The organism is Stenotrophomonas sp. YJH_SMC_64, from assembly GCF_059371375.1.
Map to the genome: position 1 here is coordinate 164,631 of NZ_JCAFUN010000006.1, position 13,824 is coordinate 178,454.

Here is a 13,824-nt window from a genome sequence, read left to right on the forward strand (position 1 = left end):
GCTTCGTGACCGTTTGCAACCGGCGCCATCGCCTAGAATGGAGTCATGCCGCATACGCCAGACGCTCCCCACCGTGCTTTGAAGGCCGACAGTTTCGGTCAGATCCTTCTGGTTGAAGGGCCCGATGGCCCGTTCGTACGCCGCGATCTGGGGGCCACGCCGCTGTGGCTGCGGTTGCCCGCGTGGTGGCTTGCACGTCGCGAAGCACGCGCGCTGCGCCATATCCATGGCATGGCCGATGTGCCGCAGCTGCTGGCCTGGGATGGCCGCCACCTCGACCGCAGCTTCATGGCCGGCGATGCCATGTACCAGCGTCCGCCGCGCGGCGATCTGGCCTGGTTCCGCGCCGCGCGTCGCCTGCTGCAGCAGCTGCATCGCAATGGCGTGGCCCACAACGACCTGGCCAAGGAAGCCAACTGGCTGGTCACTGAAGATGGACGACCGGCGCTGATCGACTTCCAGCTGGCGGTGATCGGCAACCCGCGCTCGCGCTGGATGCGGCTGCTGGCCCGCGAGGACCTGCGCCACCTGCTCAAGCACAAGCGCATGTACTGCCGCGAATCACTCACCCCGGTGGAGAAGCGCGTGCTCAAGCGTACGTCGTGGGTGCGCGAGCTGTGGTTCGCCACCGGCAAGCCGGTCTACCGCTTCGTCACCCGCCGCATCCTGCACTGGGAAGACAACGAGGGGCAGGGACCGAAGCCGTGAGTGCATCGCAGGTGATGAGCGCGCCGCCGAGCGCGGGCAGCGTGCTGCGAACTCAGCTGCCCGGTGCGGATTTCGTGCATGCGTGCCATGCGACCACCCGTCGTGATGGGCGCTCGGCGTTGCAGGCCTATCGTGACATGGCCGCGAGCATTCCCGGTTGGTTCGATGGTCTGATGGCGCTGCGCAACCACGGCATGCGCCTGCTTGGCATGAAGCACCTTGGCTCATTGCGTGCGGTGCAGGACACCGACGATCCGGCGGCCGGCCAGCGGCTGGGCATCTTCACCCTGCAGTCGCTGGATGACGATGCCATCGTGCTGGAAGACGATGATCGCCACCTGCGCGTACAGCTGGCCCTGCAATGGCAGGGCGATGTGCTGGAAGTGGTGACGGTGGTGCATACGCATAACGCATTCGGGCGCCTCTACATGCTGCCGGTCGCGCCCGTGCACAGGTTGATCGTGCCGCATCTGCTGCAGAAGCAGGTGCAGGCGTACCGGTGATTCGACACCGCGCTCGCCGGGCCATGCCCGGCGACACGCGGCGTTTCCGGATTACGGCGTCGCCGGCACCACCTGCTGGCCGATGAAGTTGCGCTTGGCATCGAAGTCATAGGCGATCTGCAGCTGGCCCACGTCCGGGCAGGCGTGGCAGTCGCGCAGCGGTGTGCGGTACAGCAGGCGGATCCCGCCGCCCTCCAGCGGTGTCGCTCCGGCCGATTGCGCCGGCGCGAATGGCGTGGCCTGCGGGTTGGCCTTCAACAGCTCCTGCACGGCCGGGTCGGCACGCAGCGTGTCGTCCAGCTGTACGGCATCCACATCGATGCGCTTGCCGCTGGCGTCGACCAGGCGGGTGCCTTCGTTGGTGTTGGCCCGGAAGGGATACTCGACCGTGGCAATGCCCAGCCCCTCGTTCTCATGCCAGGCGGTCACATACGCCAGTTCCCCGGCGCTGGACAGTTGCTCGGCCGCGGTGATCGCCTCGGCGCTTGCTCCCCCCGCTCGCATCGCATCGCGCAGGCAATCCCGGGTGGCGGCATTCTCGCCGTGGCGGCATGCGTTCAGATCGCCATCCCAGACCACGGCCTCGCTCCAGCGCATCTTGCCGTCGGCGGCGGCCTTCTCCGCGCTGGGCGCGTCACCGGCGGGTGGCTCCTTGCCGGGTTCCGGCGAACGGCCCTGGCAGGCAGTCAGCAGGGCAAGCCCCAGGGCAGGCAGCAACAGGCGGGAACGGCGCATGGCGTGGACCTCGTGCGTTGGCTGGAGGCCCGAGTATCGTCAAGGCCGGGTGAACTCCGCGTCGGCGCGGCATACTAGCGGCTCATTGCATACGCTGGAGTGTGGAACGTGGGCAGTCTGCAGGGCAAAACGCTTTTCATCACTGGAGCCTCGCGTGGGATCGGCCTGGCCATCGCACTGCGCGCTGCGCGCGACGGCGCCAACGTGGCCATTGCGGCCAAGTCGTCGGTGCCGAATCCGAAGCTGCCGGGCACCATCCATACCGCGGCCGAAGCGGTGACGGCGGCAGGCGGGCAGGGCCTGGCCCTGAAGTGCGACATCCGCGAGGAAGAGCAGGTGCACGCGGCGGTTGCGGCCACGGTCGATACCTTCGGTGGCATCGACATCCTGGTCAACAACGCCAGCGCGATCTGGCTGCGCGGTACGCTGGATACGCCGATGAAGCGTTTCGACCTGATGCAGCAGGTCAATGCGCGCGGCAGTTTCCTGTGCGCGCAGGCCTGCCTGCCGTACCTGCTGCAGGCGCCGAATCCGCACATCCTCACCCTTGCACCGCCGCCCAGTCTGGAGCCGAAGTGGTGGGCACCGCATACCGGCTACACGCTGGCGAAGATGGGCATGAGCTTCGTTACCCTGGGCCTGGCCGCGGAATTCGGCCCGCAGGGCGTGGCGGTGAATGCGCTGTGGCCGCGCACGGTCATCGCCACCGATGCGATCAACATGATCCCGGGCGTGGATGCGGCCGGCTGCCGCACGCCGCAGATCATGGCTGATGCCGCGCATGCGGTGCTGGTGCGCGAAGCGGCGGGCTTCCATGGCCAGTTCCTGATCGACGATGACGTGCTGGCGCAGGCGGGTATCACCGATCTTTCGGGCTACGCAGTGGATCCGTCGCGTCCGTTGCTGCCGGATCTGTTCCTGGATTGATCGCACGTCGCCGGAAGAGGCCGAGGGCTGCGACCTTCGGCCTGCTGCGCTAGAATGCGCGGCTGTAATCGTTTTCAACAGGGATGTGAACACATGTCACGCACTCTTTCCGTCGCGGCGCTGGCCGCTTCGCTGTCGTTGATCCTGGCCGCCTGCGGTGGCAAGGCACCCGCCGCTGCGGGCGGCGCCGCTGCCTCCGGCACGCCGGACGCCAGCGCGGCGCCGTCCGACCCGCAGCAGCAGTTGACCGCCAAGCTCAACGCCTACATCGGCTGCTTCAACGCGCTTGATTCGAAGACCCACGGCAGCATCGAGTCCTATACGCGCTGGATCAAGGATGTCGCCGCCGGCCCGACCGGTCGCGAGACACAGGTGTACGGTCCGTTCGAGATCAGCGATTACGACATGAAGCAGTGCGATGCCCCCGTGACCGAGGCGATGGCTGCCAAGCCAGTGCTGGCCGAACTCGATGCTGCTGCCGGCCACTACCAGCAGGCGCTGAAGGCACTGGTGCCGATCAGCAAGGACGCGCACGACTACTACGATCGCCAGGACTACGAAGACGACCAGTTCGCCAAGGGCAAGCAGCTGCACGCGCCCCTGATGGTCGCCTTCAAGGATTTCGTGGCTGCCAGCGAAACGTTCAATGCCGAGCTGGAGCGCCAGAACGACGCCGCCCAGCGCGAGCAGCTCAAAGCACTGGAGCAGGCCGAGGGGCGCACGCGCGAGTACTACCGCCTGGCGATGATGCTGGAAGCCAAGGCCATCATGGATCTGATGAGCGAGGATGATTTCGATCAGGCCAAGGCCCGCGAGCGTCTGGATGCGTTCAACCGCATTTCCGACGAAGCGCATGCGAAGGTGGCTGATCAGGAGCCGGGCAAGCTGGACTGGAACAGCTTCGAGCGTGAGGCCGAGAACTTCCGTCGGGAAGGCAAGGCGCGGCTGCAGCGCGTCAGCGAGAAAGAGCCTTACACCGATTTCGAACGACGCATGCTTGATTCGCCGTCGATGGCGCCGCGTGGATCGGCCAGCAAGCGGATGCAGGAATACAACACGCTCGTTTTCCAGAGCAACCGCCAGTAGTGCTCCCGCTCATGGCGTGATCAGCGTGCGCCGGTGTACATCGCCGGCGCTCGCATCAATGACTGAACGCATCCGGCAGCTTGCCGCCGCACTTGCGGCAGTGCAGTGCATCTGGTTCATGGCCTTCCAGCCCACAGTCCGGGCAGCCACGCGCATCGCGGCGTGCGGCCTGCTCGGCTTCACGCATGGTGCTGGCCAGTTCGGCGGTGTAGATGCCGGTGGGCACGGCGATGATGCTGTAGCCGATCAGGATCAGCACCGAGGTGACGAAGCGGCCGAGCACGGTCTGCGGCACGATATCGCCGAAGCCGACCGTGGCCATGGTCACCACCGCCCAGTACATGCTGGCCGGGATGTTGGTGAAACCGTGTTCGGGGCCCTCGATCACGTACATCAGCGCACCGGCGATGATGGTGATGGTGATCACCGTGAACAGGAACACCAGCACCTTGCGCCGGCTGCGCCACAGCGACGTCATCAGGACGCCGCTTTCCTCGATGTAGCGGGTCAGCTTCAGGATGCGGAACACCCGCAGGATGCGCAGCGCGCGCACCACCAGCAGGCTCTGCGCGCCGGGGATGAACATCGACAGGTAGGCGGGCAGGATCGACAGCAGGTCGATGATGCCCCAGATGCTCACTGCATACCGCAGCGGGCGCTTGACCACCGCCAGCCGCAGCAGGTACTCGGCGGTGAAGATGATCGTGAAGCCCCATTCCAAGATGTACAGGCCGGTGGACCATTCGGCATGCAGGTGCTGCACGCTGTCGATCATCACCACCAGGATGCTGGCGACGATCGCCACCACCAGGATCAGGTCGAAATTGCGCGAAGGGCGGGTGTCATGGCGGTAGATGATGTCGAACCACCGACGGCGCCAGCCGGTCTCGGTGGCGGGGTTGAGCTGGGGGGCGGAAAACGGTCGCATGGGCGCATTGTGCCGCAGGGGTTCCGGCGCGAGAATGGGCGTTCCTGAACCCTGCCGACTGCCATGACCGCCGCGACCGATCCGCTGATCTCCCTTTCGCACTATTACCTGCCGGTCTACAAGCCCCGCCAGGTGGTACTGGAGCGAGGCCAGGGCGCCCGCGTATGGGACAGCCAGGGCCGTGAGTTCATCGACCTGGCTGCCGGCATCGCCGTGTGCGGCCTGGGCCACAACGATCCGGACCTGGTGGCCGCGCTGGTCGAGCAGGCCGGCAAGCTCTGGCACACCAGCAACGTGTTCTACAGCGCACCGCCGCTGCACCTGGCCGAGGAACTGGTGAAGGCCAGTCGCTTCGCCGAGCGGGTGTTCCTGTGCAACTCCGGCGCCGAAGCCAACGAAGTGGCGATCAAGATGGTCCGCAAGTGGGCCTCCAGCCAGGGCCGCCCGGCCGACAAGCGCGTCATCATCACCTTCCGTGGCAGCTTCCACGGCCGCACCATGGGCGCGGTGACCGCTACCGCGCAGCCGAAGTACCAGGAAGGCTACGAGCCGCTGCCGGGTGGCTTCCGCTACATCGATTTCAACGACGAAGTGCAGCTGGAAACCGCGATGGCCGCCGGTGACGTGGCGGCGGTGATGCTGGAGCCGATCCAGGGCGAGGGCGGCGTGATGCCGGCCAAGTCCGGCTTCCTCAAGCGCGTGCGCGAACTGTGCGACCAGCACGACGCGCTGCTGGTGCTGGACGAGATCCAGGCCGGCATGGGCCGCACCGGCACGCTCTTCGCGCACTGGCAGGACGACGTGGTGCCGGACATGGTCACCCTGGCCAAGGCACTGGGTGGCGGCTTCCCGATCGGTGCGATGCTGGCCGGCCCGAAGGTGGCCGAGACCATGCAGTTTGGCGCGCACGGCACCACCTTCGGTGGCAACCCGCTGGCCGCTGCGGTGGCCCGCGTGGCGCTGCGCAAGCTGGCGTCGTCGGAGATCGCCGCCAACGTCAGCCGCCAGTCGAAGGCGCTGCGCGATGGCTTCGCGCGCATCAACGAAGAGTTCGGCGTGTTCAGCGAGGTGCGTGGTCGCGGCCTGATGCTGGGTGCGGTGCTGAGCAAGGATTTCGCCGGCCAGGCGGGTGCGATCCTCGACCACGCTGCCGGGCAGGGGCTGCTGACCCTGCAGGCCGGCCCGGACGTGCTGCGCTTCGTGCCGTCGCTGAACATCACCGACGAAGAAGTGGCTGAAGGCCTCAAGCGCCTGCGCGCGGCAATTGCCGCGTTCATCGCCGCGCGCTGACGCCTTGGCGTCGGGGTCGGATCCCTCTCCTGCGGAGAGGGCTCTGGCCCCGATCAGCCCACCGCGTAACGCTTCAACACCTTGCCCAGCCCACGGCCATCGCGCACGGTTTCCGCGTGCAGGCCGGCGGCGCGTGCGCCGCGCACGTTGGCGAACAGGTCATCGACGAACAGCGTGCGCGCAGGTGCCACGTCCAGTGCTTCCAGCGTGCGCAGGAACACCGCGGGCGCCGGTTTGCGCAGGCCGAACTCCGCGCTGCAGAACACGCGCTCATGCAGGGCCGGGAACAGTTCCGGTAGCAGAGTCGGCAAGGCCTGCTGCATCAGTGCGCCATTGTTGGTCAGCACCGCCATCGGCAGCTGCAGGGCCTGCAGCCGCTGCAGCACGGCCGGCTGTGGATGGCTGGCGGCCTGTCGCGCCGCGATCCACGTGTGTACATCAACGGTGCGGCCCAGCTGTTTGCTCAGCTGCGCCAGATAGGCCGGGCCATCCAGCGTGCCATTGTCATGTGCCGCTTCCAGCCTGCTGTCGTACAGCGCGGCCTGCACGGTTTCCGGCGCGACATCCAGCGCCTGTGCCAGATGCAGCACGCGCTGCGCGCGCTGGTACTGCACCAGCACGCCGTCCACATCCAGCAGCAACAGATCGATCCGCATCAGCCGAGCATGCCATCGCGGTGGATGCGCGGAAACCCTGGAGTGCGCGTGCGACAGACGGTCGCAGACGCGGCCACAGGGGGCTGCCTAGAATGGCGTTTGAATCCGCAGGAGATGCAACGATGAAGGCTTGGATGGTGGCAGTGGGACTGGGCGCGCTGATGCTGGCGCCGTCGGCGATGGCGCGGGTGTGTGCGGTCAGCATCGACAGCACCGACCAGATGAGCTTCAGCAGCCGCGAGATCAAGGTCGCCGCCGACTGCACCGCCGTGGACCTGACCCTGCGCCACACCGGCAAGCTGGCTGTCACCGCGATGGGCCACAACTGGGTGCTGACCCGTACCGCCGATTACCAGCCGGTGGCGATGGCGGGCATGCGCATGACCCTGGCCGACAGCTACCTGCCGAAGGCCGACAAGCGCGTGCTGGCGCACACCAAGGTGATCGGCGGTGGCGAGACCACGCGCGTGCGCTTCTCCACCCAGGGCCTGCAGAAGGGCGGTGACTACACCTTCTTCTGCTCGTTCCCCGGCCACTTCGCGATGATGAAGGGCAAGTTCGTCTTCGGTTGAAAAAAAGGGGACGGAGGGGATTAAGTCGTTTGTGCACAAACGACTTAATCCCCTCCGTCCCCTTTTTTGCGATCAGCCCTTGGCAGCCCGGAACGCTACGCGTGCGGCGGCGAGGGTGGCCTCGATCACCGCGTCATCGTGGGCGCTGGACAGGAAGCCGGCCTCGTACGCCGACGGTGCCAGGAACACGCCCTGCTCCAGCATCGCGTGGAAGAAGCGGTTGAACGCCGGAATGTCACAGGCGGTGGCCTGCGCATAGGTCTCGACCTTCTCGCTGGTGAAGAACAGCCCGAACATCGCGCCCACGCGGGTGGTGGTCACCGCCACGCCGGCTTCGGCGGCGGCCGCTTCCAGGCCGGCACACAGGCGTGCGGTGCGCTCGGCCAGGTCGGCGTGGAAGCCCGGCTGCTGGATCAGCTCCAGCATCGCCAGACCGGCAGCCATTGCCACCGGATTGCCGCTCAGCGTGCCGGCCTGGTAGATCGGGCCGGCCGGTGCGATCTGCTGCATCAGCTCGCGGCGACCACCATAGGCACCCACCGGCATGCCACCGCCGATGATCTTGCCGAAAGTGGTCAGGTCCGGGGTGATGCCGTAATGCGCCTGCGCACCGCCAAGGGCAACACGGAAGCCGGTCATCACTTCGTCGAAGATCAGCAGCGCGCCATGCTTCGTGCACAGCGCACGCAGGTGTTGCAGGTAGCCCTCGCGCGGCGGGATGCAGTTGGCGTTGCCGACCACCGGTTCGATGATCAGGCCGGCGATGTCATCACCCTGCTGTTCGAACAGGGCGGTGGCCGCTTCGAAGTCGTTGTAGGGCAGGGTCAGGGTCAGTTCGCTCAGGCCGGCCGGGACGCCCGGCGAGGTCGGCACGCCCAGGGTCAGCATGCCGCTGCCGGCCTTGACCAGGAACGAGTCGCCGTGGCCGTGGTAGCAGCCTTCGAACTTGACGATGCGGTTGCGGCCGGTGGCGCCACGCGCCAGGCGGATCGCCGACAGCGTGGCCTCGGTGCCGGAGTTGACCATGCGCACCATCTCGCACGATGGCACCAGGCGGGTGATGGTCTCGGCCATGGTGACTTCGGCCGCGCACGGCGCACCGAAGGACAGGCCATTGTCGATCGCCTTCTTCACCGCCTGGCGCACGGCCGGGTGGTTGTGGCCGACGATCATCGGGCCCCAGGAACCGACGTAGTCGATGTAGCGGTTGCCATCGACGTCGTACAGGTAGGCGCCATCGGCGCGTTCAACGAAGAACGGCTCGCCGCCGACCGACTTGAACGCACGTACCGGCGAATTGACGCCGCCCGGCAGCAGCTGCTGGGCACGGGAGAACAGGGCGTGGGACTGGTCGTGGTTCATGGGGCTTTCCTGGGCATTACGCGAACTGGGCGAGATAGGCGCGCTGGGTCGCGACCGGGTCCGATGCGGCATAGATACCGCTGACCACGGCCACCAGATCGGCGCCGGCGTCGATGATGGGACCGACATTGTCCGGCGTCAGGCCGCCGATCGCCACCCGCGGCACGCCGAGTGCGGCGCTTTGCCGCAGCAGGTCGGTGTGGGCGCGGCTGCTGGTGACCTTGGTGGTGGTCGGGAAGAAGGCGCCGAAGGCCACATAGCTGGCGCCGGCCGCCACGGCCTTCTCGGCATTGGCCAGCTGGTCGTAGCAGGAGGCGCCGATGATGGCCTCGGCACCGAGCAGCGCGCGCGCGCTGGGGATGTCCCCGTCGGTGCCGCCCAGATGCACGCCAGCCGCGCCCACGGCCTTGGCCAGCACCGGATCGTCGTTGACGATCAGCGGCACGCCGTGGGCGGCGCACAGGCCTTGCAGGGCCGTCGCCTGTTCCTGCCGCAGCGCGTCGCTGGCGGTCTTGTGGCGGTACTGCAGCCAGGTGGCACCCGCGGCCAGCAGCGGCGCGGTACGGGCCAGCAGGCGCGCGGTATCGGGCTCGTCGGGGGTGATCAGGTAGACGCCGCGGGGCGCCGGGGAAGCAGAAGTCATCGATGGCTACCGGTGCGTGGGCTGCAATGGGACAATGGCCGCCCGTGAATCCAGCCCCGATTATCCGATGAGCGACGCCAGCCCCACCACCCTGCGAACCTGGATGTGCGTGGTCTGCGGCTTCCTGTACAGCGAAGCGGAAGGCTTGCCGGAGGAGGGTATTGAGCCCGGGACGCGTTGGGAGGATATTCCCGAGACCTGGACCTGCCCGGACTGCGGGGTGACCAAGGCCGATTTCGAGATGGTCGAGGTCGACTGACCGGCGGGCCACCCGGCCCATCCTGTGGGTGCGGACCGTTGGGGTGGGTGTGGACCGTTGGTCCACACACCGACACCCTCAATGCAGCCGCGGCACCGGCCCGCCGAGGTCGATCAGCTTCTCGCGCAGCCACTGCGCATCGCTGGCCTCGGGATTGCGCTTCAGGTACTGCCCCAGGTCATGGCGGGCACCGGCCAGATACTCCAGTTGCAGGTACGCCAGGCCGCGGTCGCGCAGCGCGTCGTCCTGCTCGGGCGCCAGTTTCAGCAGGCGGTCGGCACTGCGTGCGGCACGATCCCATTCACCGGCTTCGGCGTAGACACCATGCAGGTTGCGCAGCATGCGCATCAGGATCGCGCGCGCCGGCGCCGGGTCGAGGATCTGCGCCAGCACCTGGTCATCGGGCATCTGTCCGCCCAGGTGTGACTTGGCGCGTTCGCGCAGTTCGTCCACGTCCAGTGGCCGGCCACCGTTGAACGGGTCCATCACCAGTACGCCGTCGTCCACCGGCAAGCGCACCAGGAAGTGGCCGGGGAAGGACACGCCATCCAACGGTATGCCGAGCCGGCGCGCGACTTCCATCTGCACCAGCGCCAACGAGATCGGATTGCCCAGGCGCCGCTCGAACACCTGGTTGAGGTAGCTGTTGCGCGGGTCGTAATACTCGTCGTGGTCGCCGCTGTAGCCCAGCTCGTCGAACAGGTGGCGGTTGATCGCCGCCATCTTCAAGGGGCTGTTGTCGATGCTCTCCACTTCCGAACGGAGGTGGTCGACATGGCTCTGGATCAGCGCGTCGTAGGTGGACGGCTGCAGATCGGGGTATTCATCGCGCGCGATCAGCAGCGCGGTCGGCAACAAGGGCAGCGCCTCGTCTTCGAGGTCGGCCAGTGCATCCCAGTCGGGGAGTGTGATCCGGTCCTGCATGACCACAGACTGGCGTCATTCGCAGGCGGTTTCAAGCGGTGCCGCGTGAAAAATCCGGGGGTCAGATCCCTTTCGCGTGCGAAAGGGATCTGACCCCTGCAGGGTTGCCGGCCAGCGGCCGGCACTACCGCGGGCAGAACCCTGTTACTCGATGCCTGGGCCGAACTTCAGCTCCGTGCCATCCTTCAGCTTGAGCTTCTCGGCCTGGCCGGCGTTGAGCTCCAGCACGTAACGTGCCGGGCCACCGCTGGGGTAGGGCGGGCACATGTCGCCGGCCGAGCACGGCGGCACATCACGCTGCTGGCTGACCAGCTTGCGCTGGCTGTCGAAGTACAGGATGTCCAGCGCGATCCTGGTGTTCTTCATCCAGTACGCCTGCATTTCCTCGCGGTCGTGGATGAACAGCATGCCGTGGTCGGCCGCCATCTGGTCGCGGAACATCAGACCGCGTGCGCGGGTTTCATCGTTGGTGGCCAGCTCGACCTGGTAGCGGGCGCCATCCAGTTCGACCCAATGGCGGGCCGCGTCGGTGGCGCAGCCAGCCAGGGCCAGCAGCGGGAGCATCAGCAGCGAACGCAACAGCGACATCGTCAGGATCCTTCGAAAGGGTCAGAGCACGACCGGCGGCTCGCCGCCGACGATCACCACATCGGCGCGGCGGCGTGCGAACAGGCCAACGCAGACCACGCCCGGCAGCTGGTTGAGCTCGCGCTCCAGCTTTTCCGGATCGGTGATCTGCAGGTTGTGGATGTCCAGGATCTGGTTGCCGTTGTCGGTGACCACGCCTTCACGCCAGGTCGGCTGGCCGCCGGTCATGTCGCGGATCTGGCGGGCGACCAGGCTGCGCGCCATCGGGATCACTTCCACCGGCAGCGGGAACCTGCCCAGCACCGGCACCTGCTTGCTCGGGTCGATGATGCAGATGAAGCGCTCGCTGGCCTCGGCGATGATCTTCTCGCGGGTCAGCGCGGCGCCGCCGCCCTTGATCAGGCACTTGTTGGCGTCGCACTCATCGGCGCCGTCCACGTACAGCGACAGGTTGCCGCTGTGGTTCAGCTCGATCACCTCGATGCCGTGCTGCTTCAGGCGCGCGGTGCTCTGCTCGGAGCTGGACACAGCGCCCTTGATGCGGTGCTGGATGCGGGCCAGGGCATCGATGAAATAGGCCACGGTGGAACCGGTGCCGACACCGACGATCATGCCGTCTTCAACGTACTCGATGGCTTTCTCGGCGGCCAGGCGCTTGGCTTCGGACATGGGAGAACTCTCAGGCAGGGAATCAGGATTTCTTTTCCAGCGACAGCAGCAGCTTCCACTGCGCGGCGGTCACCGGGAACACCGACAGGCGGTTGCCCTTGGCAACCAGCGGGAAGCCCTCGCCGAGTTCTTCGGCGTGCAGCTTGATCTCGTCCAGCGCGATCACCTGCTTGAGCTTGCGGTCGAAGGCCACGTCCACCAGCATCCAGCGCGGGTTTTCGCGCGTGCTCTTGGGGTCGTGGTAGTCGGATTTCGGATCGAACTGGGTGTCGTCCGGGTAGGCCGTACTGGCCACGGTGGCCAGGCCGACGATGCCGGGCACCTTGGTATTGGAGTGGTAGAACAGGATGCCGTCGCCCACCTGCATGCCATCGCGCATGAAGTTGCGCGCCTGATAGTTGCGCACCCCGTTCCAGGGTTCGACCTTGACCTTGGCCAGGTCATCGATGGAGAAGGCGTCCGGTTCGGACTTCATCAGCCAGTAGCGCTTGCGGGCGGTCATGCGTTCACGGGGGCAGCGGAGGGGAACAGGGTGCCGTCTTCGGTGCAGATCGCATCCACCGGCACGTCCCACGACGCCACCGGCAAGGACTCGACCTGCTGCACCGCGAACGCAGCACCGACCAGCCAGGGCGGCGCCGGCCGGTCGTGGCGGAAGGCGAAGCTGCGATCATACCAGCCGCCCCCCATGCCCAGCCGCCGGCACTGCGTGTCGAAACCCACCAGCGGGGCCACCACCAGCGCCATCTGTGCTGGTTCCAGGGTGTCTTCCAGCGCCACGTCCGGCTCGGGAATGCCGTAGCGGTTGCTGGTCAGCGGCTGCCCCGGCCGCCACGGCGCGAAGCGCAGCACGTCGCCGGCCAGCACCGGCAGGCAGTAGGTGAGGCCTTCGGGCAACTGCAACTGCCAGCGGTGCAGGGCGATCTCGCCATCCAGCGCCCAGTAGCCGGCCACGGCGCCTTCGCGCGGGGCGAACGGCAGGGCGAGCAGGGCATCGGCAAGCGATTCGGCGGCGGCGATGCGCTCAGCGGCGGAAAGGTCGCGGCGGCGTTGCCGCAGGTCGTGGCGCAGGGCCTGGCGCGGGTCGGTCATGGCAGCGTGCGGCAAGGATCAGCCGTCATTGTGCCGGAAAGAACAAGGGCGACGCCCGAAGACGCCGCCCTTGCTGGAATATTGCATTCTCCGCAATGTCGATGCATGCGAAACGACCTTGAACCCGGGGGCTCAAGTGGGAACGCTGGAGAACCATCGGGCTTCCCGCTGCAAGGCGGACCTGCACTCCCGGCGCTGTCGCGCTCCCGGTGTCGTTCTTAAGGGACAAGGCGAATGTTTGCACATGCCGTCGAGCACCGCAGAGAACGCGTGACCATTATAGCCAGCACGCAGGATCTGGATAGGCCGTTCGTCGGCAACAGTCCGTGCCAATTCAGATATGAGAAGACGCGTTTTGCACGATCTTCAGGCGCCGCCGTCGATGGCGCGGTCCAGGCGCCGGTTCAGGTCGGCCAGCGTCTGCTGCAGCGCCACCGCCTGGCGGGCGTTCTCGTCGCGCAGCAGCTGTAGTTCGTGGGCCAGGTTCAACGCGGCCAACACGGCGACGCGATCGACCGCGGCCATGCGGTTGCTGCCGCGGATCTCACGCATGCGCGCGTCCAGCAGGCGCGCGGCGGCCATCAGGCTGTCACGTTCATCGCCGCCGACGCCCACGGTGTATTCACGATCGAGGATGCGGACACTGACCGGTTCGGCGCTCATGTGTGCTGCTCCAGGGATTTGAGCCGGCTGATCATCGCTTCCACCCGCGAGCGTGCCTGCTCATTCTTGGCCAGCAGCGTCGAACGCTCGGCCACCAGCTGTTCCTGCTGGTGGCGCAGGCTGCGGTTCTCCTCGGCCAGGCGCTGGTTGCGGTCAAGCAACGCTTCCACGCGGGCAGCGAAGTCCTGCAGCTGGGCAAGGGGATCGGCGGGTTCCATG

19 protein-coding genes and 1 other RNA gene are annotated in these 13,824 nt (G+C 66.9%); 7 read left to right on the top strand and 13 right to left on the bottom strand.

What is annotated here, in order from left to right; genetic code table 11:
* The first annotated feature begins 45 nt into the window (after window positions 1-45).
* The gene (locus AC5P9L_RS08160; protein WP_012481180.1) at window positions 46-708 is read left to right on the top strand and encodes a serine/threonine-protein kinase; all 663 of its coding nucleotides are present in this window, start codon (window positions 46-48) and stop codon (window positions 706-708) included.
* A gap of 14 nt (window positions 709-722) precedes the next feature.
* The gene (locus AC5P9L_RS08165) at window positions 723-1,211 is read left to right on the top strand and encodes a DUF2867 domain-containing protein (RefSeq protein ID WP_217279012.1); all 489 of its coding nucleotides are present in this window, start codon (window positions 723-725) and stop codon (window positions 1,209-1,211) included.
* A gap of 51 nt (window positions 1,212-1,262) precedes the next feature.
* On the opposite strand, the gene AC5P9L_RS08170 is transcribed toward AC5P9L_RS08165, so the two are convergent.
* Window positions 1,263-1,946, bottom strand: a complete 684-nt coding sequence (locus AC5P9L_RS08170; protein ID WP_099479909.1) for a hypothetical protein — start codon at window positions 1,944-1,946, stop codon at window positions 1,263-1,265.
* Window positions 1,947-2,054: 108 nt separating this feature from the next.
* Between AC5P9L_RS08170 and AC5P9L_RS08175 the strand changes: the two genes are divergently transcribed.
* Both AC5P9L_RS08175 and AC5P9L_RS08180 read left to right on the top strand, forming a co-directional pair.
* Window positions 2,055-2,873, top strand: a complete 819-nt coding sequence (locus AC5P9L_RS08175) for an SDR family oxidoreductase (RefSeq protein ID WP_005410913.1) — start codon at window positions 2,055-2,057, stop codon at window positions 2,871-2,873.
* 93 nt (window positions 2,874-2,966) lie between these two features.
* The gene (locus AC5P9L_RS08180; RefSeq protein ID WP_279915779.1) at window positions 2,967-3,959 is read left to right on the top strand and encodes a YiiG family protein; all 993 of its coding nucleotides are present in this window, start codon (window positions 2,967-2,969) and stop codon (window positions 3,957-3,959) included.
* Between the two features lie 55 nt (window positions 3,960-4,014).
* Here AC5P9L_RS08180 and AC5P9L_RS08185 read toward each other — a convergent pair whose 3' ends face one another.
* Window positions 4,015-4,887, bottom strand: a complete 873-nt coding sequence (locus AC5P9L_RS08185) for an ion transporter (RefSeq protein ID WP_005410911.1) — start codon at window positions 4,885-4,887, stop codon at window positions 4,015-4,017.
* 63 nt (window positions 4,888-4,950) lie between these two features.
* On the opposite strand from AC5P9L_RS08185, the gene AC5P9L_RS08190 reads away from it, so the two are divergent.
* Complete coding sequence (locus tag AC5P9L_RS08190) at window positions 4,951-6,177, top strand: acetylornithine transaminase (protein WP_005414378.1); 1,227 nt, start codon at window positions 4,951-4,953, stop codon at window positions 6,175-6,177.
* Between the two features lie 53 nt (window positions 6,178-6,230).
* Here AC5P9L_RS08190 and AC5P9L_RS08195 read toward each other — a convergent pair whose 3' ends face one another.
* Entirely contained in the window at window positions 6,231-6,833 is a 603-nt protein-coding gene (locus tag AC5P9L_RS08195; RefSeq protein WP_111150277.1) for an HAD-IA family hydrolase, read from the bottom strand.
* A 122-nt stretch (window positions 6,834-6,955) separates the two neighbouring features.
* On the opposite strand from AC5P9L_RS08195, the gene azu reads away from it, so the two are divergent.
* Window positions 6,956-7,405, top strand: a complete 450-nt coding sequence (gene azu, locus AC5P9L_RS08200; protein WP_005410908.1) for an azurin — start codon at window positions 6,956-6,958, stop codon at window positions 7,403-7,405.
* A 72-nt stretch (window positions 7,406-7,477) separates the two neighbouring features.
* Here the strand turns inward: azu and hemL are convergent, their stop codons facing one another.
* Window positions 7,478-8,767 (bottom strand): glutamate-1-semialdehyde 2,1-aminomutase, encoded by a 1,290-nt coding sequence (gene hemL, locus AC5P9L_RS08205; RefSeq protein ID WP_227415631.1) that lies wholly within the window; start codon window positions 8,765-8,767, stop codon window positions 7,478-7,480.
* A 16-nt stretch (window positions 8,768-8,783) separates the two neighbouring features.
* The gene (gene thiE, locus AC5P9L_RS08210; RefSeq protein WP_049460853.1) at window positions 8,784-9,410 is read right to left on the bottom strand and encodes a thiamine phosphate synthase; all 627 of its coding nucleotides are present in this window, start codon (window positions 9,408-9,410) and stop codon (window positions 8,784-8,786) included.
* 34 nt (window positions 9,411-9,444) lie between these two features.
* Here thiE and AC5P9L_RS08215 point away from each other — a divergent pair, with 34 nt between their 5' ends.
* Window positions 9,445-9,669 carry a rubredoxin gene (locus AC5P9L_RS08215; RefSeq protein ID WP_005410905.1) on the top strand — a complete coding sequence of 75 codons (225 nt, stop codon included), beginning with the start codon at window positions 9,445-9,447 and terminating at the stop codon, window positions 9,667-9,669.
* A 78-nt stretch (window positions 9,670-9,747) separates the two neighbouring features.
* On the opposite strand, the gene AC5P9L_RS08220 is transcribed toward AC5P9L_RS08215, so the two are convergent.
* From AC5P9L_RS08220 to AC5P9L_RS08255, 8 genes are all read right to left on the bottom strand, one after another.
* A complete protein-coding gene (locus tag AC5P9L_RS08220) occupies window positions 9,748-10,593 on the bottom strand; it encodes a SirB1 family protein (RefSeq protein WP_005410904.1) in 846 nt (281 codons plus the stop codon).
* Window positions 10,594-10,737: 144 nt separating this feature from the next.
* Window positions 10,738-11,181: a DUF192 domain-containing protein gene (locus AC5P9L_RS08225; protein ID WP_005410903.1), complete on the bottom strand. Its 444-nt coding sequence runs from the start codon at window positions 11,179-11,181 to the stop codon at window positions 10,738-10,740.
* A 21-nt stretch (window positions 11,182-11,202) separates the two neighbouring features.
* On the bottom strand, window positions 11,203-11,850 hold the full coding sequence (gene rpiA, locus AC5P9L_RS08230) for a ribose-5-phosphate isomerase RpiA (protein WP_005410902.1): 648 nt from the start codon (window positions 11,848-11,850) through the stop codon (window positions 11,203-11,205).
* A 22-nt stretch (window positions 11,851-11,872) separates the two neighbouring features.
* Entirely contained in the window at window positions 11,873-12,352 is a 480-nt protein-coding gene (locus AC5P9L_RS08235) for an EVE domain-containing protein (protein ID WP_005410901.1), read from the bottom strand.
* Entirely contained in the window at window positions 12,349-12,942 is a 594-nt protein-coding gene (locus tag AC5P9L_RS08240; RefSeq protein WP_033834478.1) for a 5-formyltetrahydrofolate cyclo-ligase, read from the bottom strand. The genes AC5P9L_RS08235 and AC5P9L_RS08240 overlap by 4 nt, the downstream gene beginning before the upstream one ends.
* An 83-nt stretch (window positions 12,943-13,025) precedes the next feature.
* Window positions 13,026-13,211, bottom strand: a non-coding RNA gene (ssrS, locus tag AC5P9L_RS08245) — 6S RNA.
* 97 nt (window positions 13,212-13,308) lie between these two features.
* Window positions 13,309-13,605: a cell division protein ZapA gene (locus AC5P9L_RS08250; protein ID WP_006467013.1), complete on the bottom strand. Its 297-nt coding sequence runs from the start codon at window positions 13,603-13,605 to the stop codon at window positions 13,309-13,311.
* The gene (locus AC5P9L_RS08255) at window positions 13,602-13,823 is read right to left on the bottom strand and encodes a TIGR02449 family protein (protein WP_043034082.1); all 222 of its coding nucleotides are present in this window, start codon (window positions 13,821-13,823) and stop codon (window positions 13,602-13,604) included. Before AC5P9L_RS08255 ends, AC5P9L_RS08250 begins: the two co-directional genes overlap by 4 nt.
* Window position 13,824 lies beyond the last annotated feature (1 nt).

What these genes read in the sequence shown, in the direction of transcription:
- AC5P9L_RS08160 (WP_012481180.1), top strand. Translation starts at nt 46, where the DNA reads ATGCCGCATACGCCAGACGCTCCCCACCGTGCTTTGAAGGCCGACAGT.
- AC5P9L_RS08215 (WP_005410905.1), top strand. Translation starts at nt 9,445, where the DNA reads ATGGCCGCCCGTGAATCCAGCCCCGATTATCCGATGAGCGACGCCAGC.
- AC5P9L_RS08185 (WP_005410911.1), bottom strand. Translation starts at nt 4,887, where the DNA reads ATGCGACCGTTTTCCGCCCCCCAGCTCAACCCCGCCACCGAGACCGGC.
- AC5P9L_RS08165 (WP_217279012.1), top strand. Translation starts at nt 723, where the DNA reads ATGAGCGCGCCGCCGAGCGCGGGCAGCGTGCTGCGAACTCAGCTGCCC.
- rpiA (WP_005410902.1), bottom strand. Translation starts at nt 11,850, where the DNA reads ATGTCCGAAGCCAAGCGCCTGGCCGCCGAGAAAGCCATCGAGTACGTT.
- AC5P9L_RS08235 (WP_005410901.1), bottom strand. Translation starts at nt 12,352, where the DNA reads ATGACCGCCCGCAAGCGCTACTGGCTGATGAAGTCCGAACCGGACGCC.
- AC5P9L_RS08240 (WP_033834478.1), bottom strand. Translation starts at nt 12,942, where the DNA reads ATGACCGACCCGCGCCAGGCCCTGCGCCACGACCTGCGGCAACGCCGC.
- azu (WP_005410908.1), top strand. Translation starts at nt 6,956, where the DNA reads ATGAAGGCTTGGATGGTGGCAGTGGGACTGGGCGCGCTGATGCTGGCG.
- AC5P9L_RS08250 (WP_006467013.1), bottom strand. Translation starts at nt 13,605, where the DNA reads ATGAGCGCCGAACCGGTCAGTGTCCGCATCCTCGATCGTGAATACACC.
- AC5P9L_RS08170 (WP_099479909.1), bottom strand. Translation starts at nt 1,946, where the DNA reads ATGCGCCGTTCCCGCCTGTTGCTGCCTGCCCTGGGGCTTGCCCTGCTG.
- AC5P9L_RS08195 (WP_111150277.1), bottom strand. Translation starts at nt 6,833, where the DNA reads ATGCGGATCGATCTGTTGCTGCTGGATGTGGACGGCGTGCTGGTGCAG.
- thiE (WP_049460853.1), bottom strand. Translation starts at nt 9,410, where the DNA reads ATGACTTCTGCTTCCCCGGCGCCCCGCGGCGTCTACCTGATCACCCCC.
- AC5P9L_RS08220 (WP_005410904.1), bottom strand. Translation starts at nt 10,593, where the DNA reads ATGCAGGACCGGATCACACTCCCCGACTGGGATGCACTGGCCGACCTC.
- AC5P9L_RS08225 (WP_005410903.1), bottom strand. Translation starts at nt 11,181, where the DNA reads ATGTCGCTGTTGCGTTCGCTGCTGATGCTCCCGCTGCTGGCCCTGGCT.
- hemL (WP_227415631.1), bottom strand. Translation starts at nt 8,767, where the DNA reads ATGAACCACGACCAGTCCCACGCCCTGTTCTCCCGTGCCCAGCAGCTG.
- AC5P9L_RS08180 (WP_279915779.1), top strand. Translation starts at nt 2,967, where the DNA reads ATGTCACGCACTCTTTCCGTCGCGGCGCTGGCCGCTTCGCTGTCGTTG.
- AC5P9L_RS08190 (WP_005414378.1), top strand. Translation starts at nt 4,951, where the DNA reads ATGACCGCCGCGACCGATCCGCTGATCTCCCTTTCGCACTATTACCTG.
- AC5P9L_RS08255 (WP_043034082.1), bottom strand. Translation starts at nt 13,823, where the DNA reads ATGGAACCCGCCGATCCCCTTGCCCAGCTGCAGGACTTCGCTGCCCGC.